General features: G+C 68.2%; 14 protein-coding genes. 7 read left to right on the forward strand and 7 right to left on the reverse strand.

Translation table 11 applies throughout. The annotated features are described in order from the left end of the window. The first annotated feature begins 3 nt into the window (after positions 1-3). Both ACZ6YG_RS08305 and ACZ6YG_RS08310 read left to right on the forward strand, forming a co-directional pair. Positions 4-1,026, forward strand: a complete 1,023-nt coding sequence (locus ACZ6YG_RS08305) for a hypothetical protein (RefSeq protein ID WP_466017541.1) — start codon at positions 4-6, stop codon at positions 1,024-1,026. A 64-nt stretch (positions 1,027-1,090) separates the two neighbouring features. Next, positions 1,091-1,507, forward strand: coding sequence for an ASCH domain-containing protein (locus ACZ6YG_RS08310; RefSeq protein WP_148033595.1), 417 nt, complete (start codon positions 1,091-1,093; stop codon positions 1,505-1,507). Here the strand turns inward: ACZ6YG_RS08310 and ACZ6YG_RS08315 are convergent. Both ACZ6YG_RS08315 and ACZ6YG_RS08320 read right to left on the reverse strand, forming a co-directional pair. Further along, positions 1,429-1,950, reverse strand: a complete 522-nt coding sequence (locus ACZ6YG_RS08315) for a GntR family transcriptional regulator (protein ID WP_466017542.1) — start codon at positions 1,948-1,950, stop codon at positions 1,429-1,431. The genes ACZ6YG_RS08310 and ACZ6YG_RS08315 overlap by 79 nt on opposite strands. 34 nt (positions 1,951-1,984) lie before the next feature. Then, on the reverse strand, positions 1,985-2,461 hold the full coding sequence (locus ACZ6YG_RS08320) for a GntR family transcriptional regulator (RefSeq protein WP_148033593.1): 477 nt from the start codon (positions 2,459-2,461) through the stop codon (positions 1,985-1,987). Positions 2,462-2,571: 110 nt separating this feature from the next. Between ACZ6YG_RS08320 and ACZ6YG_RS08325 the strand changes: the two genes are divergently transcribed. Continuing rightward, positions 2,572-2,877, forward strand: coding sequence for a hypothetical protein (locus ACZ6YG_RS08325; RefSeq protein ID WP_466017543.1), 306 nt, complete (start codon positions 2,572-2,574; stop codon positions 2,875-2,877). Between the two features lie 641 nt (positions 2,878-3,518). Here the strand turns inward: ACZ6YG_RS08325 and ACZ6YG_RS08330 are convergent. Together ACZ6YG_RS08330 and ACZ6YG_RS08335 are read right to left on the reverse strand one after the other, a co-directional pair. Next, positions 3,519-4,175, reverse strand: a complete 657-nt coding sequence (locus ACZ6YG_RS08330) for a JAB domain-containing protein (protein ID WP_148033591.1) — start codon at positions 4,173-4,175, stop codon at positions 3,519-3,521. 405 nt (positions 4,176-4,580) lie between these two features. Continuing rightward, positions 4,581-5,297, reverse strand: coding sequence for a GntR family transcriptional regulator (locus ACZ6YG_RS08335; RefSeq protein ID WP_148033590.1), 717 nt, complete (start codon positions 5,295-5,297; stop codon positions 4,581-4,583). A gap of 575 nt (positions 5,298-5,872) precedes the next feature. On the opposite strand from ACZ6YG_RS08335, the gene dapA reads away from it, so the two are divergent. After that, entirely contained in the window at positions 5,873-6,790 is a 918-nt protein-coding gene (gene dapA / locus ACZ6YG_RS08340) for a 4-hydroxy-tetrahydrodipicolinate synthase (protein WP_148033589.1), read from the forward strand. A gap of 54 nt (positions 6,791-6,844) precedes the next feature. Beyond that, the gene (locus ACZ6YG_RS08345; RefSeq protein ID WP_466017544.1) at positions 6,845-8,530 is read left to right on the forward strand and encodes a ribonuclease J; all 1,686 of its coding nucleotides are present in this window, start codon (positions 6,845-6,847) and stop codon (positions 8,528-8,530) included. 846 nt (positions 8,531-9,376) lie between these two features. Here the strand turns inward: ACZ6YG_RS08345 and ACZ6YG_RS08350 are convergent. Both ACZ6YG_RS08350 and ACZ6YG_RS08355 read right to left on the reverse strand, forming a co-directional pair. Then, positions 9,377-10,156 (reverse strand): ABC transporter permease, encoded by a 780-nt coding sequence (locus tag ACZ6YG_RS08350; protein WP_466017545.1) that lies wholly within the window; start codon positions 10,154-10,156, stop codon positions 9,377-9,379. Then, positions 10,153-10,875: an ABC transporter ATP-binding protein gene (locus ACZ6YG_RS08355; protein WP_466017546.1), complete on the reverse strand. Its 723-nt coding sequence runs from the start codon at positions 10,873-10,875 to the stop codon at positions 10,153-10,155. Before ACZ6YG_RS08355 ends, ACZ6YG_RS08350 begins: the two co-directional genes overlap by 4 nt. 113 nt (positions 10,876-10,988) lie before the next feature. Here ACZ6YG_RS08355 and ACZ6YG_RS08360 point away from each other — a divergent pair, with 113 nt between their 5' ends. Both ACZ6YG_RS08360 and ACZ6YG_RS08365 read left to right on the forward strand, forming a co-directional pair. Beyond that, positions 10,989-12,713, forward strand: a complete 1,725-nt coding sequence (locus ACZ6YG_RS08360) for a sensor histidine kinase (RefSeq protein ID WP_466017547.1) — start codon at positions 10,989-10,991, stop codon at positions 12,711-12,713. Next, positions 12,710-13,351: a response regulator gene (locus tag ACZ6YG_RS08365; RefSeq protein WP_148033583.1), complete on the forward strand. Its 642-nt coding sequence runs from the start codon at positions 12,710-12,712 to the stop codon at positions 13,349-13,351. Before ACZ6YG_RS08360 ends, ACZ6YG_RS08365 begins: the two co-directional genes overlap by 4 nt. Before the next feature lie 90 nt (positions 13,352-13,441). On the opposite strand, the gene ACZ6YG_RS08370 is transcribed toward ACZ6YG_RS08365, so the two are convergent. Beyond that, a complete protein-coding gene (locus ACZ6YG_RS08370; RefSeq protein WP_466017548.1) occupies positions 13,442-13,987 on the reverse strand; it encodes a DUF402 domain-containing protein in 546 nt (181 codons plus the stop codon). Between the last annotated feature and the right edge of the window lie 403 nt (positions 13,988-14,390).

Genomic DNA, 14,390 nt, shown 5'->3' on the forward strand with positions numbered 1-14,390 from the left:
CACATGGCGGACCTCACGATCCCCGAAGGCGGCTTCTGGCCGGCGCCGGAGATCCCGCAACCCAACATCTACCCGATGGAATGGCGGGTCGAGACCGAGAAGCTCGCGGCGATATACGAGAAGTCCAAGCGCCTGGTCTGGAACCCGGCCGACCTTCCGTGGGACGACCTCGACCCGGCCGACTTCACCCGTGAGCAGCGGCTCGGCATCATGTACTGGTTCGCCGTGCTCGCCAACTTCGACGCCTCGGGCCCGGCCGTGTTCGCCCGGGCCACCATCCAGGCGTTCGAGAAGCACGAGGAGGACCCGGTCAGGAAGTGCTTCTTCTCGATCACCCGTGACGAGATGAACCACGAGGAGTGCTGCCAGCGCACCATCGCCCGCCTCTGGCCCGGCGGCCCGCTCGACTGGGAACCGGCCGACGACCTGGAGAGAGCCGCCCACAACAACATCGGCTGGCTCTACCACAACGGCGGCCGCTACTGGACCGGCTACAGCTCGGCCGTCGGCCGCTACTCGCTCCCGGTGCTCTTCACCAGCTTCATGATGGGCGAGATGGCCGCCTCCACGTTGTTCCGCGGCATGGCGTCGGGCACGCGGCATCCCGTGTTCGACGAGATGTTCAAGCGCATCGGGCGCGACGAGTCGCGTCACCTCCAGATCTGCATGACGATCCTGGAGAACGAGTGGCCCGGGCTCGACGACCAGACCCGCGGCCTCATCACCCGCCAGTTGCGCGCCGGGTTCGTGTTCCTGTCGATGATCCTCTGGGAGCCGCCGGAGGGCTTCTGGGAGCTGCCGCCCTACTTCCTGGCCAACCACCGCGTGCTCATGGACCACGCCCGCGACGCCGGCCTGGGCCTGCTCACGTACGAGGAACAGGCGGAGAACTGGCGGGTGGCCATGGCGAGGATCCGTGCCATCGTCGAACGCTGGGGCGTCGCCTTCCCCGCGATCCCCGAGCTCGACCTGGAAGGCGTGGCGGTGGACATCATCGACCCGCAGGACATCATCCCGGTATTCTGACCGGTCCGTTGTGGCTTGTTCACGCCGCTGGGTTCATGCGGCTGGGTTCATGTGGGGCGGGGTCATGTGGGGACGGAAGAACGGCCTGCGCGTCGTCGAGCTCGGCCTGCCCGGCGAGATGCGCACCACGCTGACCGACCTGGTGCTGGCCGGCGCCAAACGCGCGACGGCCGGGCTGCTGGAGCTCGACTACGAGCGTGAGGGCGAGGAACTGGAGCACGTGGGGGAGCGGCTCGCGCTCGTCGGCGACTCCGGGGACCAGGTGGCCACCCTGGAGGTGACCGAGGTGCGGCTGATGCCGTTCGCCGAGGTGCCCTGGGAGTTCGCCCAGGCGGAGGGTGAGGGCTTCCGGGACATCGGCCACTGGCGCGAGGCGCATCGTGACTACTGGCGCGAGGAAGGCTACGAGGTGGACGACTCGACCACGGTGGTCTGCCTGTCATTCCGCGTGGTGGGCCAGCGCTCCTCAGGCGAGACGTAGGTCCCGCGGTAGGGCACCGTGAAGACCCACCCCAGCTCGCGGAGGTGAGCGGCAACCGCTCGGGCCGTCACTTTCGCCACGCCGTAATGCCTCATCAGCCACTTCTCGCTGGGGATCGAGCGGTTCGGCCGGAGCTCTCCGTTACAGATGCGTTCGGCGATGTCCGCCGCGATCTGCCGGGAGATGGGAACGGTCCTGCGCTGCCGAGCGACGTCGGGAGGGCCGACGAAGGTGCCTTCGCCCTGCACCGTGTAGGCCAGCCCGCGATCGCGCAGTTCCCTGGCCACTCGGCGTGCGGTGGTCCTGGCAATCGCGAAGCCGGTTTCCATGGCGGCCTCGCTGGGCACCGGATCGCCGTCGCGAAGCTCCCCGCTGCGGATGCGGGCCTCGATGATGTCAGCCACCTGCGCGTATAGGGGGACAGGGCCCTCACGATCGAGCACCCGTCAAGTCTAGGCGGACCCACGACCAGTCGAATCAGTGTTCGGGCCAGGAATCCCGAGGGGACACGTAGCTGCCCCGTTGCGGGACTGTGTAGATCCATCCTTGCTCGCGGAGGAGCGCCATGGCTCTGCGTACGGTTTCGCGGGCGCACTCGTACTGCTGGAGCAGCGTGGTCTCAGCCGGGATCGGGCGCCGGGGAGCGTACCGGCCGGCTTTGATCTGGTCGACGAGATCGCCGGCGATCTGGCGGTACAGCGGTGCCTTGCGCGGCTTGCGTGGTGCTTCGTCCGGGGCGCCGACGAATGTGCCCTCGCCCTGGACCGTGTAGATGAGGCCTTCCTCGCGGAGAATGTGGATGGCCCGCCGGGCGGTGGTACGGGCGACGCCGAACTCGTGCTGGATGTCGGCCTCGCTCGGCACCGGATGGCCGGAGGTCAGACCGGAGACCCGCTGCCGGAGGATTTCCGCGATCTGCAGGTAGAGATGGGTGTCTCCATCATAGTCGAGCACGTACAAAAAGATAGGCGAAGGCGGACGAGGCCTGACATAACGCTCCACCCAGTAAGGCCAAATAAAATGTCCCCCTCCCTGAAGAAGACAACTAGACGTATAGTGCCGACATGGTGGATCCTCAATCTCGCGAGGCGCGTGTCGACTGCGTGGGCAAGCACGTCTACCAGGTGGTGGGTGGCTACGGCTCGATCGACTGGCTTCCCGCGGTGCCGCGCACCGAGCGGGTGAAGGTGCGCGACTACACGTGCGACTGCCGGCCCATCGTCTACGAGCTGTGTCAGGCGGGAGGGCTGCGGTTCATCAGGCGGATCAGCAGGCTGAACGGGGGGCTGGTGGTGGAGGAGTCGCGGTGGTCCACCTCGGCGGTCATCGACACCCTCTGGGGAGAGCTGCTGCGCGGCGAAGCCCGCTGACCTCGAACTCCCGGCAGGTGTCATCCCAGCTCCTTGCACCTGCCGGGTCCAACTCATGGGCCACGGCGAAGAACAGATCGATCTGCTCGTTGAGCGGTGAGGGAACCCTGTCGGCGCGAGGCGTGTACGCCGAGCTCTCCTCGTTGAGCGCGCGGGCGCGCTGCTCCTTCATCGGGCGCGCTGCCTCCTACTTGTGGCGGTTCTCGGCGCCGGGCTGCCACCCGGCGCCGAGAACCAGAGGAGGGGACCGGAGCCCCGCGCGACACCGGACAGAAACCGCGCGGGTTGAGCCCTGCCGGCCGGTCACCCTGGTGATCGGCCGACAGATTGGCTCGCTGCCGGGTGACATGCCCGTCCGGCACTCTCGTCCACGATACGGATTGCCTTCGACCGCAGTGAGAATGCCCGGCAGCGGTGAACATGGCCCCGCGCCCTCCGGGGGACACGGAACCACGCACGGGTGAAGGCCGATGACGTCCAAACGGCCGTCCCGCGAGAATGAGGATGCCATGCCTTTCCCTGGCCCGGCTGGGCTTCCGCGCTTTCATAGGGATCATGCGGTTTAGGGTCGCGAGCGACTGGTCTCCGTTGTGCGCGGAATTTCCCGTGGTAAATGTGTGGGGACGCAACCGAATGTCGCCTCATACGTGGACGCGCCGCCAAGCGGAGTCCGTGACGATGAGGTGATCGAGGAACCGCAGGCCCACCGTCTCGGCGGCTTCCGCGAGGCGGCGCGTCGCCACCACGTCGGCTTCGCTGGGATCCAGCGACCCGCTCGGGTGGTTGTGCGCCAACCCGAACAGCGCACCGCCGGACCTGAGCACCGCTGCGACGATCTCGCGGACCGGCACCGTCGTATGGTCCGTGCCGCCCTCGGTCATCACCGTCCGGCGCAGCACCGCGCCGCGGACGTCGCACACGACCACCACCAGCCGCTCGTGCGCGTGCCCGCGCAGCAGGGGCGCGGCCACCGCCGCCAGATCCGCCGTGCAGGTGACCCTGGCCCGCTCTGGCTCCGCGTCCGCACGCCGGATCAGATGGAACGCCGCCGCCACGCGCGCCGCCTTGGCCGGTCCCACCCCCGGCACGGCGAGCAGCCTATGCGGCTCCGACCGGACCAGAGCGTCCAGGTCTCCGCAGTGCGCGATCACCCGCGCGGCCAGATCCATCGCGCTCGCCCCCCGGAACCCGGACCCGAGCAGCACCGCCAGCAACTCCCGATCGGCCAGCGCCGCCGCCCCGCTCTCCATCAGCCGCTCCCGTGGCCGTTCGCGCCTCGGCAGATCTTTGACCCGCATGCCCCACCTCCGGGAATGGTTGTATCAACGCCTACCGACAACCTTTGACCTGCGCTTACACGGCTCATCCCGATGCCCGAAAGGCCCCCATCGCGCCTGCAGAAGGCGAGATGGACGGGTTGTTCTGCCGCTTGGCAGGCCGGCGTCAGGCGTCTGGCCGACGACGGCCGAGGCCACGTCGTCGGGGAGGGTTCTGGGGCCGGCTCCTTCTCGCGCGTCTCCGCGAGGACGCCGGTCACGGTTCGTCAGTCGCGCCGTCGGGGACGGTCCTGGGGCCGGTTCCTTCTCACGCGTCTCTTCGAGGACGCCGGCCATGGGTCGTACGGCGAAGTCACCAGGTCCCGGGGGCGAAGGGACGATGACTGAGGAGGCCCCCCGGAGCTTGTGGCGACTCCGGGTCCGGCGTCAGACGGGCATGCTGTAGACCATGCGGAACCGGTCGCCCGGCAGGATGATGTCGCTGGTCTCCACCGGACGGTCGCCGGCCCAGTGGGTGCGTTCGACGTGGAGGACGTGCACGCCGACCGGCAGGTCGAGGGCCTCGCTCTCGCTGGGACGAGGCGCCCGGGTGTGGATGCTCTCCACGACTTCGGTGATCTTCACGCCGTGCGCGTACATCCTCGCGACCAGGCTGCGCCGCTCCTCCTCCGAGTGGGGCGCGAACTCCAGCGGCTCGTACGCCGTCGCCAGTTGCAACGGCCGGCCGTCGCCGCGGAAGACATAGTGGGTGCGCGTCACGGTCGTCGATTCGTCGACCCGCAGCCGTCTGGCGAGGTCGGGGCCTGCTTCTGCCGGCTCGCTGTGCCAGTCCCAGGTCACCCGCCAGCCCTGCGACTGCAGGTCCGCCGCGAAAGGGGTGGGGCGATCGAGGAACCGCCACCGGTGCAGCGGGGTGAGCTCGGATCGTTCTCTCACATAGTGGCCGGAACCGATGCGGCCGATGATGAGCCCCTCGCTGGCCAGAACGCGGAGAGCGTGGCGGGCGGCGGTCTCGCCGACCTGGTACTTGCGGGTCAGCTGGGCCCGTGACGGGATGAGCGCGCCAGGAGGAAGGGTGCCGTCATGGATCTGTCGCCGGATGTCTTCGACGACACGCAAGTAGACCGGATCTGAGGTGGCCACTAGTCCATCCCTGGAGGTTCGTGTGAGGCGTTGCCCCATGTTGCCGTATTCGGCAGGTAACCGACCGTCATCGATGACTGCTGGAGCCCCAACTTTGCGATAGCGGAAAATTATCGGAGAAACCCTGTAACGCCGGTGTAAGGGGTGCCGATTCTCCGGTAGAGGTCGTCGATGTGTGTACCCCCGAGCACATATCGGCGGCCTCTTCCTATGTGGCCCTCCGGGCCACCTCTTGTCCGGGTGAGTTTGCCAGCCGGTGGGCCGTGCGAAGCCGCCTGCCGGGCCCGGGGTGAATGGCGCTGGCGCGGACGACCTCTCGCTGGATGTCCTGGCCGACTGCCGATTGGGTCAACCAGCACGGTCCGATCGTTGACCTCGCCTGTGACCGCGACCGATCCCCGGCTCCCGGGTGGCTGGAGACGCCGCGCCGCGGGTAGGTAGGCGTTGACGGTGAGGCCGCGGAGGCCGGGCGTGCACGGGAATGCCGGAGGACGGGGTGACAAAAGGCGGCTCCAGGCAGGCAAAACGGGGTGGCGGCGTCCAATGGATTTCGGAATCCGGGTAGCGTTCGCACTATGGCATCGCCAACAGGAACCTCCGACGCGCCCTTCGGCCGCATGCTGACCGCCATGGTCACGCCGTTCACGTCTGATGGCGCGGTCGACTACCAGGCGGCGCGGCGGCTCGCCACCTATCTGGTGGACGAGCAGCACAACGACGGCCTGATCGTCAGCGGGACGACCGGCGAATCCCCCACCACCTCCGACGAGGAGAAGGCCCGCCTGCTCAGCACGGTCCTCGAGGCCGTCGGCGACCGGGCGACCGTGGTGGCCGGGGCCGGCACCAATGACACCCGCCACAGCGTCGAGCTCGCGCGGCAGGCCGCGCGCGAAGGCGCTCACGGCCTCCTCGTGGTGACCCCTTACTACAGCAAGCCTCCCCAGGAGGGTTTGTACCGGCACTTCACCGCCGTGGCCGACGCCACGGAACTCCCGGTCATGCTCTATGACATTCCGGGGCGCAGTGGGGTGCCGATCAAGACGACGACGCTGATCAGGCTGGCTCAGCACGACCGCATCGTCGCCGTCAAGGACGCCAAGGGCGACCTCTTCGGCGGCAGCCAGGTGATGATCGCCACCGATCTCGTCTTCTACTCCGGCGACGACCTGCTCAACCTGGCCTGGCTCTCGCTCGGCGCGGCGGGCTTCGTCAGCGTGATCGGGCACGTGGTGGGCGCCCAGCTCGCCCGCATGATCCAGCTCCATCGCAACGGCGATGTCGAGCAGGCGCGCGCGATCCACCGCCAGGTGGCGCCCGTGGTCGAAGGGATCATGATGAGCGCGGGCGGCGCGATCATGACGAAGGCCGCACTGGACATGGTCGGCATGCCGGTCGGGCCCGTGCGCCTGCCGCTCGTGCCCGCGACGGAAAAGCAAATCGCCGAGCTGCGTGCTTGCCTGGTGGCCGGCGGGGTGAAGTTGGCAGATATCTAGAAACGGGGAGGAATTGCGAGTTTTGAGAACGCGATTTGACCATGGGGGCCGGGCATGAGCCATCCGCATCCTGATCTCGGCCCTCCTCCGGCGCTGCCTGAAGGCGGCCTGCGCATCGTCGCGCTGGGCGGGCTGGGTGAGATCGGCAGAAACATGGCGGTCTTCGAGTACGACGGCCGGCTGCTGATCGTCGACTGCGGGGTGCTCTTCCCCGAGCCCGAACAGCCGGGTGTCGACCTGATCCTGCCCGACTTCGACTACATCAGGGACCGGCTCGACCAGATCGAGGCCATCGTCCTGACACACGCCCACGAGGATCACATCGGGGCGGTGCCCTACCTGCTGCGCGAGCGGCGGGACATTCCCCTCGTCGGCTCCAAGCTCACCTTGGCGCTGATCGAGGCGAAGCTCACCGAACACCGGATCCAGCCGGTGAAGAACCAGGTGGTGGAGGGTGAGCGGCGCACGCTGGGGCCGTTCGACTGCGAGTTTCTGGCGGTCAACCACTCCATCCCGGATGCTCTGGCGGTGGCGATCAGGACGCCCGCCGGCATCGTGCTCCACACCGGTGACTTCCGGATGGACCAGTTGCCGAGCGACGGCAGGCTCACCGACCTGGGCGGGTTCGCCCGGCTCGGCACCGAGGGCGTCGACCTGCTGATGTCCGACTCGACGAACGCCGAAGTGCCGGGGTTCGTCACCAGTGAGCGGGAGATCGGCCCGGTCATCGACGAGGTCATCCGTACCTCCGAACAGCGTGTGATCGTGGCGAGCTTCGCCTCGCACGTCCACCGCATCCAGCAGGTCATCGACGCCGCGGCCAAGCACGGCCGCAAGGTCGCGCTCGTCGGCCGCTCGATGGTGCGCAACATGGGGGTCGCCCGCGACCTGGGCTACCTCAATGTGCCGCCGGACCTCGTCGTCGACTCCCGCGACATCGAGCAGTGGCCGCCGCAGGACGTCGTGCTGATCTGCACCGGCTCTCAGGGCGAGCCGATGGCGGCTCTGTCGAGGATGGCGAACCGCGACCATCCCATCCGCATCACCGAGGGCGACACGGTCCTGCTCGCGTCGTCGCTGGTGCCGGGTAACGAGACCGCGGTCAACAAGGTGATCAACGGGCTCTCCCGGTGGGGCGCCCGCGTCGTGCACAAGGGCAACGCCAAGGTGCACGTCTCCGGTCACGCGGCAGCCGGCGAGCTGCTCTACGTGCTGAACCTGACCCGGCCCTCCAACTTCATGCCGGTTCACGGAGAGTGGCGGCACCTGCGGGCACACGCCAAGCTGGCCTCGCTCACCGGCGTGCCCGAGGACCACATCGTGATCGCCGAGGACGGCGTCGTCGTCGACCTCGTCGACGGCCGCGCCAAGATCGTCGGCGCAGTGCACGCCGGTTACGTGTACGTGGACGGCTCGTCGGTCGGCGAGATCACGGACGTGTCGCTGAAGGACCGCAGGATCCTGGGCGACGAGGGGTTCATCTCCGTCGTCGTCGTGGTCGACTCGAGCACCGGCAAGCTCACCGCCGGGCCTGAGATCCACGCGCGCGGCTCGGGCATCGACCCGGCGCAGTTCGAGGAGTTCATCCCGCAGATCGAGAGGGCTCTCCAGGACAAGGCCGCCGACGGGGTGGTCGACATGCAGGAGATCCGTCGTGTGGTGCGCCGCACGGTGGGGCGCTGGGTGAGCGACACCTACCGCCGCCGCCCGATGATCATCCCTGTGGTGGTCGAGGTCTGAGCAACGCACCGGTACGGCAGGCACACCCGCCTGCCGTACCGGCGGGACGAAGGGTGTGTTGATCTTCGTGCTGAGAAGGCGTTCCCAGCCTTGATCGAAGTACATAAGGATCTTCACGTCTTGTCTCGCCACGTTAGGTGAGCTTGAGGGATGGGCCTGTGGCCGGGCAAGCTCCCCTGCAGGGTTGCCGCCAGCGCGTTCAGCGCCGCGGGTGGTACGGGTTCGCAAGTGGACAATCATCAGGTCCGCTCCGGCCTCGGCGAACGCGCGTGCGGCTGCGGCCGAGTCCCCGTCGTGGTGCACCTGGCTGTCGGACGGGTCCCGCGCTGAGTCCGCGCGGCGTCTATGGGTCCCCGTTACGCATCGGCACGGTGTTGATGGGGCCCGTCCTGCGTCGGCATGGTGGTGATGGGTTCTGTCCGAGATCCGCGCGGCGTCGATGGATCCCGTTCGGCGTCGGCACGGTGGTGATGGGTCCTGTCCGGCGTCCGCGCGGCGTTGATAGGTCCCGTCCCGCGTCGGTGCGGAGCCGACGGAGCATGTCATGTGCGCGGCGGAACTGCTCGATGGTGCCAATGTTGAAGTCCAGGGCTGGGCATGGCGTGGTGATCCGCAGTGTGCGCTTCTCGCCGCTGCTTCCGATGCCGATAGGCGGATGAGGCCGTTGCGTCGGCGCGCTCGCTGCGGGCGCCGATGAGCCGGAATCGCTCGCCGTGCATTGTGGCGGGCTCCTGCCGCAGCAGTCTGATCATCACCTGGCAGGCCTCCTTCAGACGATCGCTACGCTGCCAGCGAGCGGACCGGGCTGAGGCCTGCCCACGGCTGGCATATGGCGATGCTGTGTTGTCAAGCGTCTCTCCGTTGCAGCAGCCACAGGCCCGCGAGCACGGGGAGCACCGCGTAACAGGCCAGGAGAACGGCTGCCATCGGCGGCGGCAGCGAGGTGCCGTAGAGGCCCGGGGTGGTCAGGTCACCACTGATCTGGCGGGCAAGGGCGCTGATCATCACCGAGCCGAGCCACTCGTTCCACGGTCCGGGGAGGTTGCCCACGATCATGGGGATGACGTAGACGAGCCCTACCAGCAGCGTGATCCCGCCTGCGGTGGAGCGCAGGATCGCTCCCAGGCCGAGCCCCAGTAGCGCGAACACCGGCACGGTCAGACTGAGGGCGACCAGCAGCGGCAGCTTGCCGGAGAACGGCGCCTGGTAGAGGCCGGAGAAGCGATCGCCGATGACCCAGCGGCACACGAGGTGCGTGCCGAAGACCACCACCGGCCCTGTCACCAGCCCGATCACGCCGACGACCGCAGCCTTGGCCGTCAGCACCGGCCAGCGCCGGGGGACCACGGTCAAGCTGGTCCTGATCAGCCCGGTCGCGTACTCCGAGGTCATGGCCAGCACGCCGAGGATGCCGAGGCTGAGCTGGGGAACGATCAGCACGACCTCCTCCAGCTCCGCGATGCGGGCCCTGGCCTGCTGAGCCGGAGACGCGCTGTCGTACATGCCGACCGCCATCTGCGCTATGCCGAAACCGAGCAGGACCCCGCCGAGGGCCAGCAGGATGGCGAGCCGGCTCGAACGTACGGAGTGGAGCTTGAGCCACTCGGCCGGCAGGACGTGTCTCATGGTCTGCCCGCCCGGTGTCCGGCGCTGCTCGCGGTGAGCGCGAGATAGGCGTCCTCCAGGGAGGGATAGCGAGCGGTGAGCTCCTCGACCGTGGCCTCCGCGATCAGCTTGCCCCTGCTCACGATGACGATGCGGTCGGCGGTCAGCGCCATCTCGCTCATCAGATGGCTGGAGAGCAGGATCGTCCTGCCTTGGGTGGCCAGCGAGCGCATCAGGTCGCGGATCCAGCGGACGCCGTCGGGATCGAGCCCGTTGACCGGCTCGTCGAAGATCAGCACACCGGGGTCGCCGAGCAGTGCCGCGGCGATGCCGAGGCGCTGCTTCATGCCGAGCGAGAAGCCGCCCACATGCTTGCGGGCGACGCCGTCGAGGCCGACGCGCTCCAGCAGCTCGGTCACACGCCGAGGGCCGATGCCGTTGGTGCGGGCCAGGCAGAGGAGATGGTCGCGGGCGCTCCGGCCTCCGTGGACGGCGCCGGCGTCGAGCAGGGCGCCGACCTCGCGCATGGGTGTGAGGAAAGTGGTGTAACGCTTGCCGTTGACCAGCACCTTGCCCGAGGTGGGGGCATCGAGGCCGAGGATCAGCCGCATGGTCGTCGACTTACCCGCGCCGTTGGGGCCGAGGAAACCGGTGACGTGCCCCGGGCGCGCGGTGAACGACAGGTCGTCGACGGCGAGCGTCGAGCCGTAGCGTTTCGTGAGGTGCTTGAGTTCGATCACACCGTAAAGGGTGCGGCACGGAGGGGCTTCGTCACATCGGACCACGGTTCGAACCTCAAAGTCAGACCCTGGTCTGACGTGCGGAATCGGGGTCGGGGGCTACCGTCGTTCGCGTGAACGAGTCGCACCGCCTCTTCGTCGGGCCACTGGGGCGCTCCCAGCTGATCGCGCTGGATCTGGTCGCCGCGCTGGCCTTCGTGTTGGTCGCCCTGACGGCGACGGTCAACGCCGCGGGGATCCCGCCGTGGGCCAGGCTGGCCATCCCGCTGGGTCTGGGGCTGCCGTTGGCCCTGAGGAGAGTGTGGCCGCTGCCGGTCTTCCTCTTCACGTTGGTGCTGGCCGTCACGGCGGTGGTGAGCGGGGCGTTCAGCTTCGCGTACGTGTCGCCGGCTTACGCGCTCTACCTGGTGGCGGTGGCGGAAGACCGCGGCAGCTGGCTGCCCACCTCGACGATCGGGGTGCTCGCCCTGCTGACCGGGGTCGGGCTGGTGATGGTGGGCGGTGTGCCTCACCCCGAGGGGCCCGCATGGCTGCTGGGCGTCGACGAGGCGTTGTTCGGCATCGCCGCCCTCGGCGGCGCCTGGACGGTCGGCCGAGCCGTGCGCGAACGGCGGATGTACGCGACGCGCCATGCCGAGCGCCTGGCCGAGCAGGCCGTGGCCGAGGAGCGGCTGCGCATCGCCCGGGAGCTGCACGACGTGGTGACGCACAACGTGGGGCTGATCGCGGTCAAGGCGGGAGTGGCCAACCACGTCCTCGCCACGAAGCCGGAGGAGGCTCACGACGCGCTGCGGGTGATCGAGACCGCCAGCAGGAACGCGCTGGTCGAGATGCGTCACCTGTTGGGGGTGCTGCGTTCTTCGGAGAGCCCGGCCCGCGGTCCTGCGCCGGGGCTCCGCGGGTTGGCTGGTCTGGCCGAGCAGGCCCGACAGGCTGGAGTGGACGTGGAGCTCGACGTCAGCATGGCGCGAGGTCAAGGTGGTCCGGAGATGCGGGAGAGCGCGACGGGCGGCATGTTCCGCGAGGCGCAGCAGACGAGGGCTGGCGAGACGTCGGGTCTGGCGGCGGGTCAGGCGGAGAGAGGGACAGGCCTCAGCACGCAGAGTGGATCAAGCTCCACGAGGAAAAGTGGATCAAGCTTCGGTACGCAGGATGATTCGAGCGTCGCTACGCAGGGTGTTTCGAGCTTCGGTACGCGGGATGGTTCGAGTTTCGCTACTCAGGATGGAGCAAGTTTCACGAAAGAGAGCGGATCAAGATTCACCACGCAGGGTGGATCACGTTTCACTACGGAGGGCGGATCACGCATCACTGCGCAGGGCCAATCGGGTCCTGCGGCGGCAAGTGGATCAGGTGCCAGAACGGAAAGTGGAGCGGGTCTCGCGACGGAGGAAGGAGATGACGGAGCGTCCACGCGGGACATGTCTTCTGGGGAGGAGGCGTCCGTGTACGGGAGGAGGTCCATGACGGGCAGGCAGTCCGCCGAGAAGGTGGGGGTTGCGGAGGGGGGAGCACCTGCTCAGCCTGTGCGGGGAAGGCTGCCTGAAGGGGTGGAGCTTTCCGTGTACCGGATCGTTCAGGAGGCGCTCACCAACGTGGTCAAGCATGCCGCGCCTGCGCGGTGCCGGGTGTCCGTGGTCGACGATGGGCGGGCGGTGCGGATCGAGGTCAGCGACGACGGGCCCGGTCATCGCACGATGACCGGCCGGGGGCCTGGTCACGGGCTGATTGGGATGAGGGAGCGGGTCATGATGTACGGCGGGACGTTCGAGGCGGGCGGAATGATCGGTCAAGGCTTCCGGGTCTCGGCCAGCCTCCCCTACGGGAGTGATTCATGATCCGGGTGCTGATCGCTGATGATCAGGCGCTGCTCCGGGGCAGCTTCAAGGTGCTGGTGGACTCCGAGCCCGATCTGGAGGTGGTGGGGGAGGCGTCGACGGGTGTGGAGGCCGTGGCCGTGACCGAGCGGGAGCGGCCCGACGTCGTGCTCATGGACGTGCGTATGCCCGAGATGGACGGCATCGAGGCGACAAGACTGATCGGGAAGGGCTCGCGGGTCCTCATCGTGACCATGTTCGACCTGGACGCGTACGTGTACGACGCGCTGCGGGCCGGGGCGAGCGGGTTCCTGCTCAAGGACACGCCACCGGCTGACCTGCTCGCCGCGATCAGGGTGGTGGCCAGAGGAGAGGCGCTGCTGGCTCCGACGGTCACGCGGCGGCTGATCGAGGAGTTCGCGCGGACGCCCGCGACGCCTCAGGTGCGTGGGCTGGAGGGGGTGACCGAGCGGGAACGGGAGGTGCTGACTCTGATCGCCCGCGGGCTGTCCAATGTGGAGATCACTCGGCATCTGCAGCTCAGTCTGGCGACGGTCAAAACCCATATCACTCGGTTACTGGCCAAACTCGATGCTCGTGACCGGGCGCAACTGGTGATCGTGGCATACGAGAGCGGGCTGGTCTCGGTGCCTCGATGACGGCCGTGGCCTCCGTGTGACGGCCGTGGCCTTCGTATGTCGGCCTTGGTGTGGCTTGCCGCGGCGATGTCGTCCGTTCCTGACGGTCGGCTATGGAGCTTGACGAGGGGGATGAGGTGGAGGCGTGTTGGGATGCGGTGGGAACTCAGCGGCCTGCCATCGGGTGTGGGCTCCGCCGAAAGGGCCGTGGTGATGGGCTACTGCTTGGAGGAGCCAATGGGCGGTGTCCTCGGCTTGCCGGATGATCTCGCTCGGGTAGCCGAGTGTCAGCTGGTGTTCGGCAAACTCGTCCTCGTCGTCGAGGAAGAGGCGGCCGTCGCGCATCCTGACGACATCCAGGTCCAGGTCGAGCATGGTGACCTGGCCGTCACGCCATTCGGGGACGGTGGTGACGTCGACGTACACCTCGATGCGGTGGGGCGGTGAGTTGAACGTGGCGGTCCACCAGGATGAGCGTGGGAAGAGCATCAGGGAGTCGTGGGGCCAGGTGACCTTCGGGCCTTCGCCTTTGCGGGCGACGGTTCCGCTGGGCACCGCGACCCAGGAGCCGTGTTCGTCCTCGCCGAGGAGCGTGCCGGGGTGATGCCAGTGCAACGCGCCGCCGTACTTCCTGTAGACGATCTCGATGTCACCCAACGCCCGTGCCTTTCCGCCGGATGCGGCGTTTTTGAGGGGGTTCGTGGTGGTGTCGGCTTTCGTACCGAGGGAGATGGGCAGGGTGCGGCGGCCGGTGTCGGGACGCCTGCTGATGCTTACGTGCTCATGATGCCAAAGCAGTCTGTGGGCGGACGAGACCCGGGATGGTCTTTCGCGGGTCTCGTCAGGGGGATGCCGCGGCAGTGGGGCGTGGAGGTGCGACACCCAGCGGCGCCGTGCTCACTGGGTGTCGCGTTCCGTTGGGTGTCGTGTCTCGGCTGGCGTCGGCTCCGTTGGGTGTCGTGTCTCGGCTGGCGTCGGCTCCGTTGGGTGTCGTGTCTCGGCTGGCGTCGGCTCCGTTGGGTGACGTGCTTCGGCTGGCGTCAGCTCCGTTGCGTGCCGT

The sequence above is a fragment of the Nonomuraea sp. NPDC054003 genome (assembly GCF_055585125.1).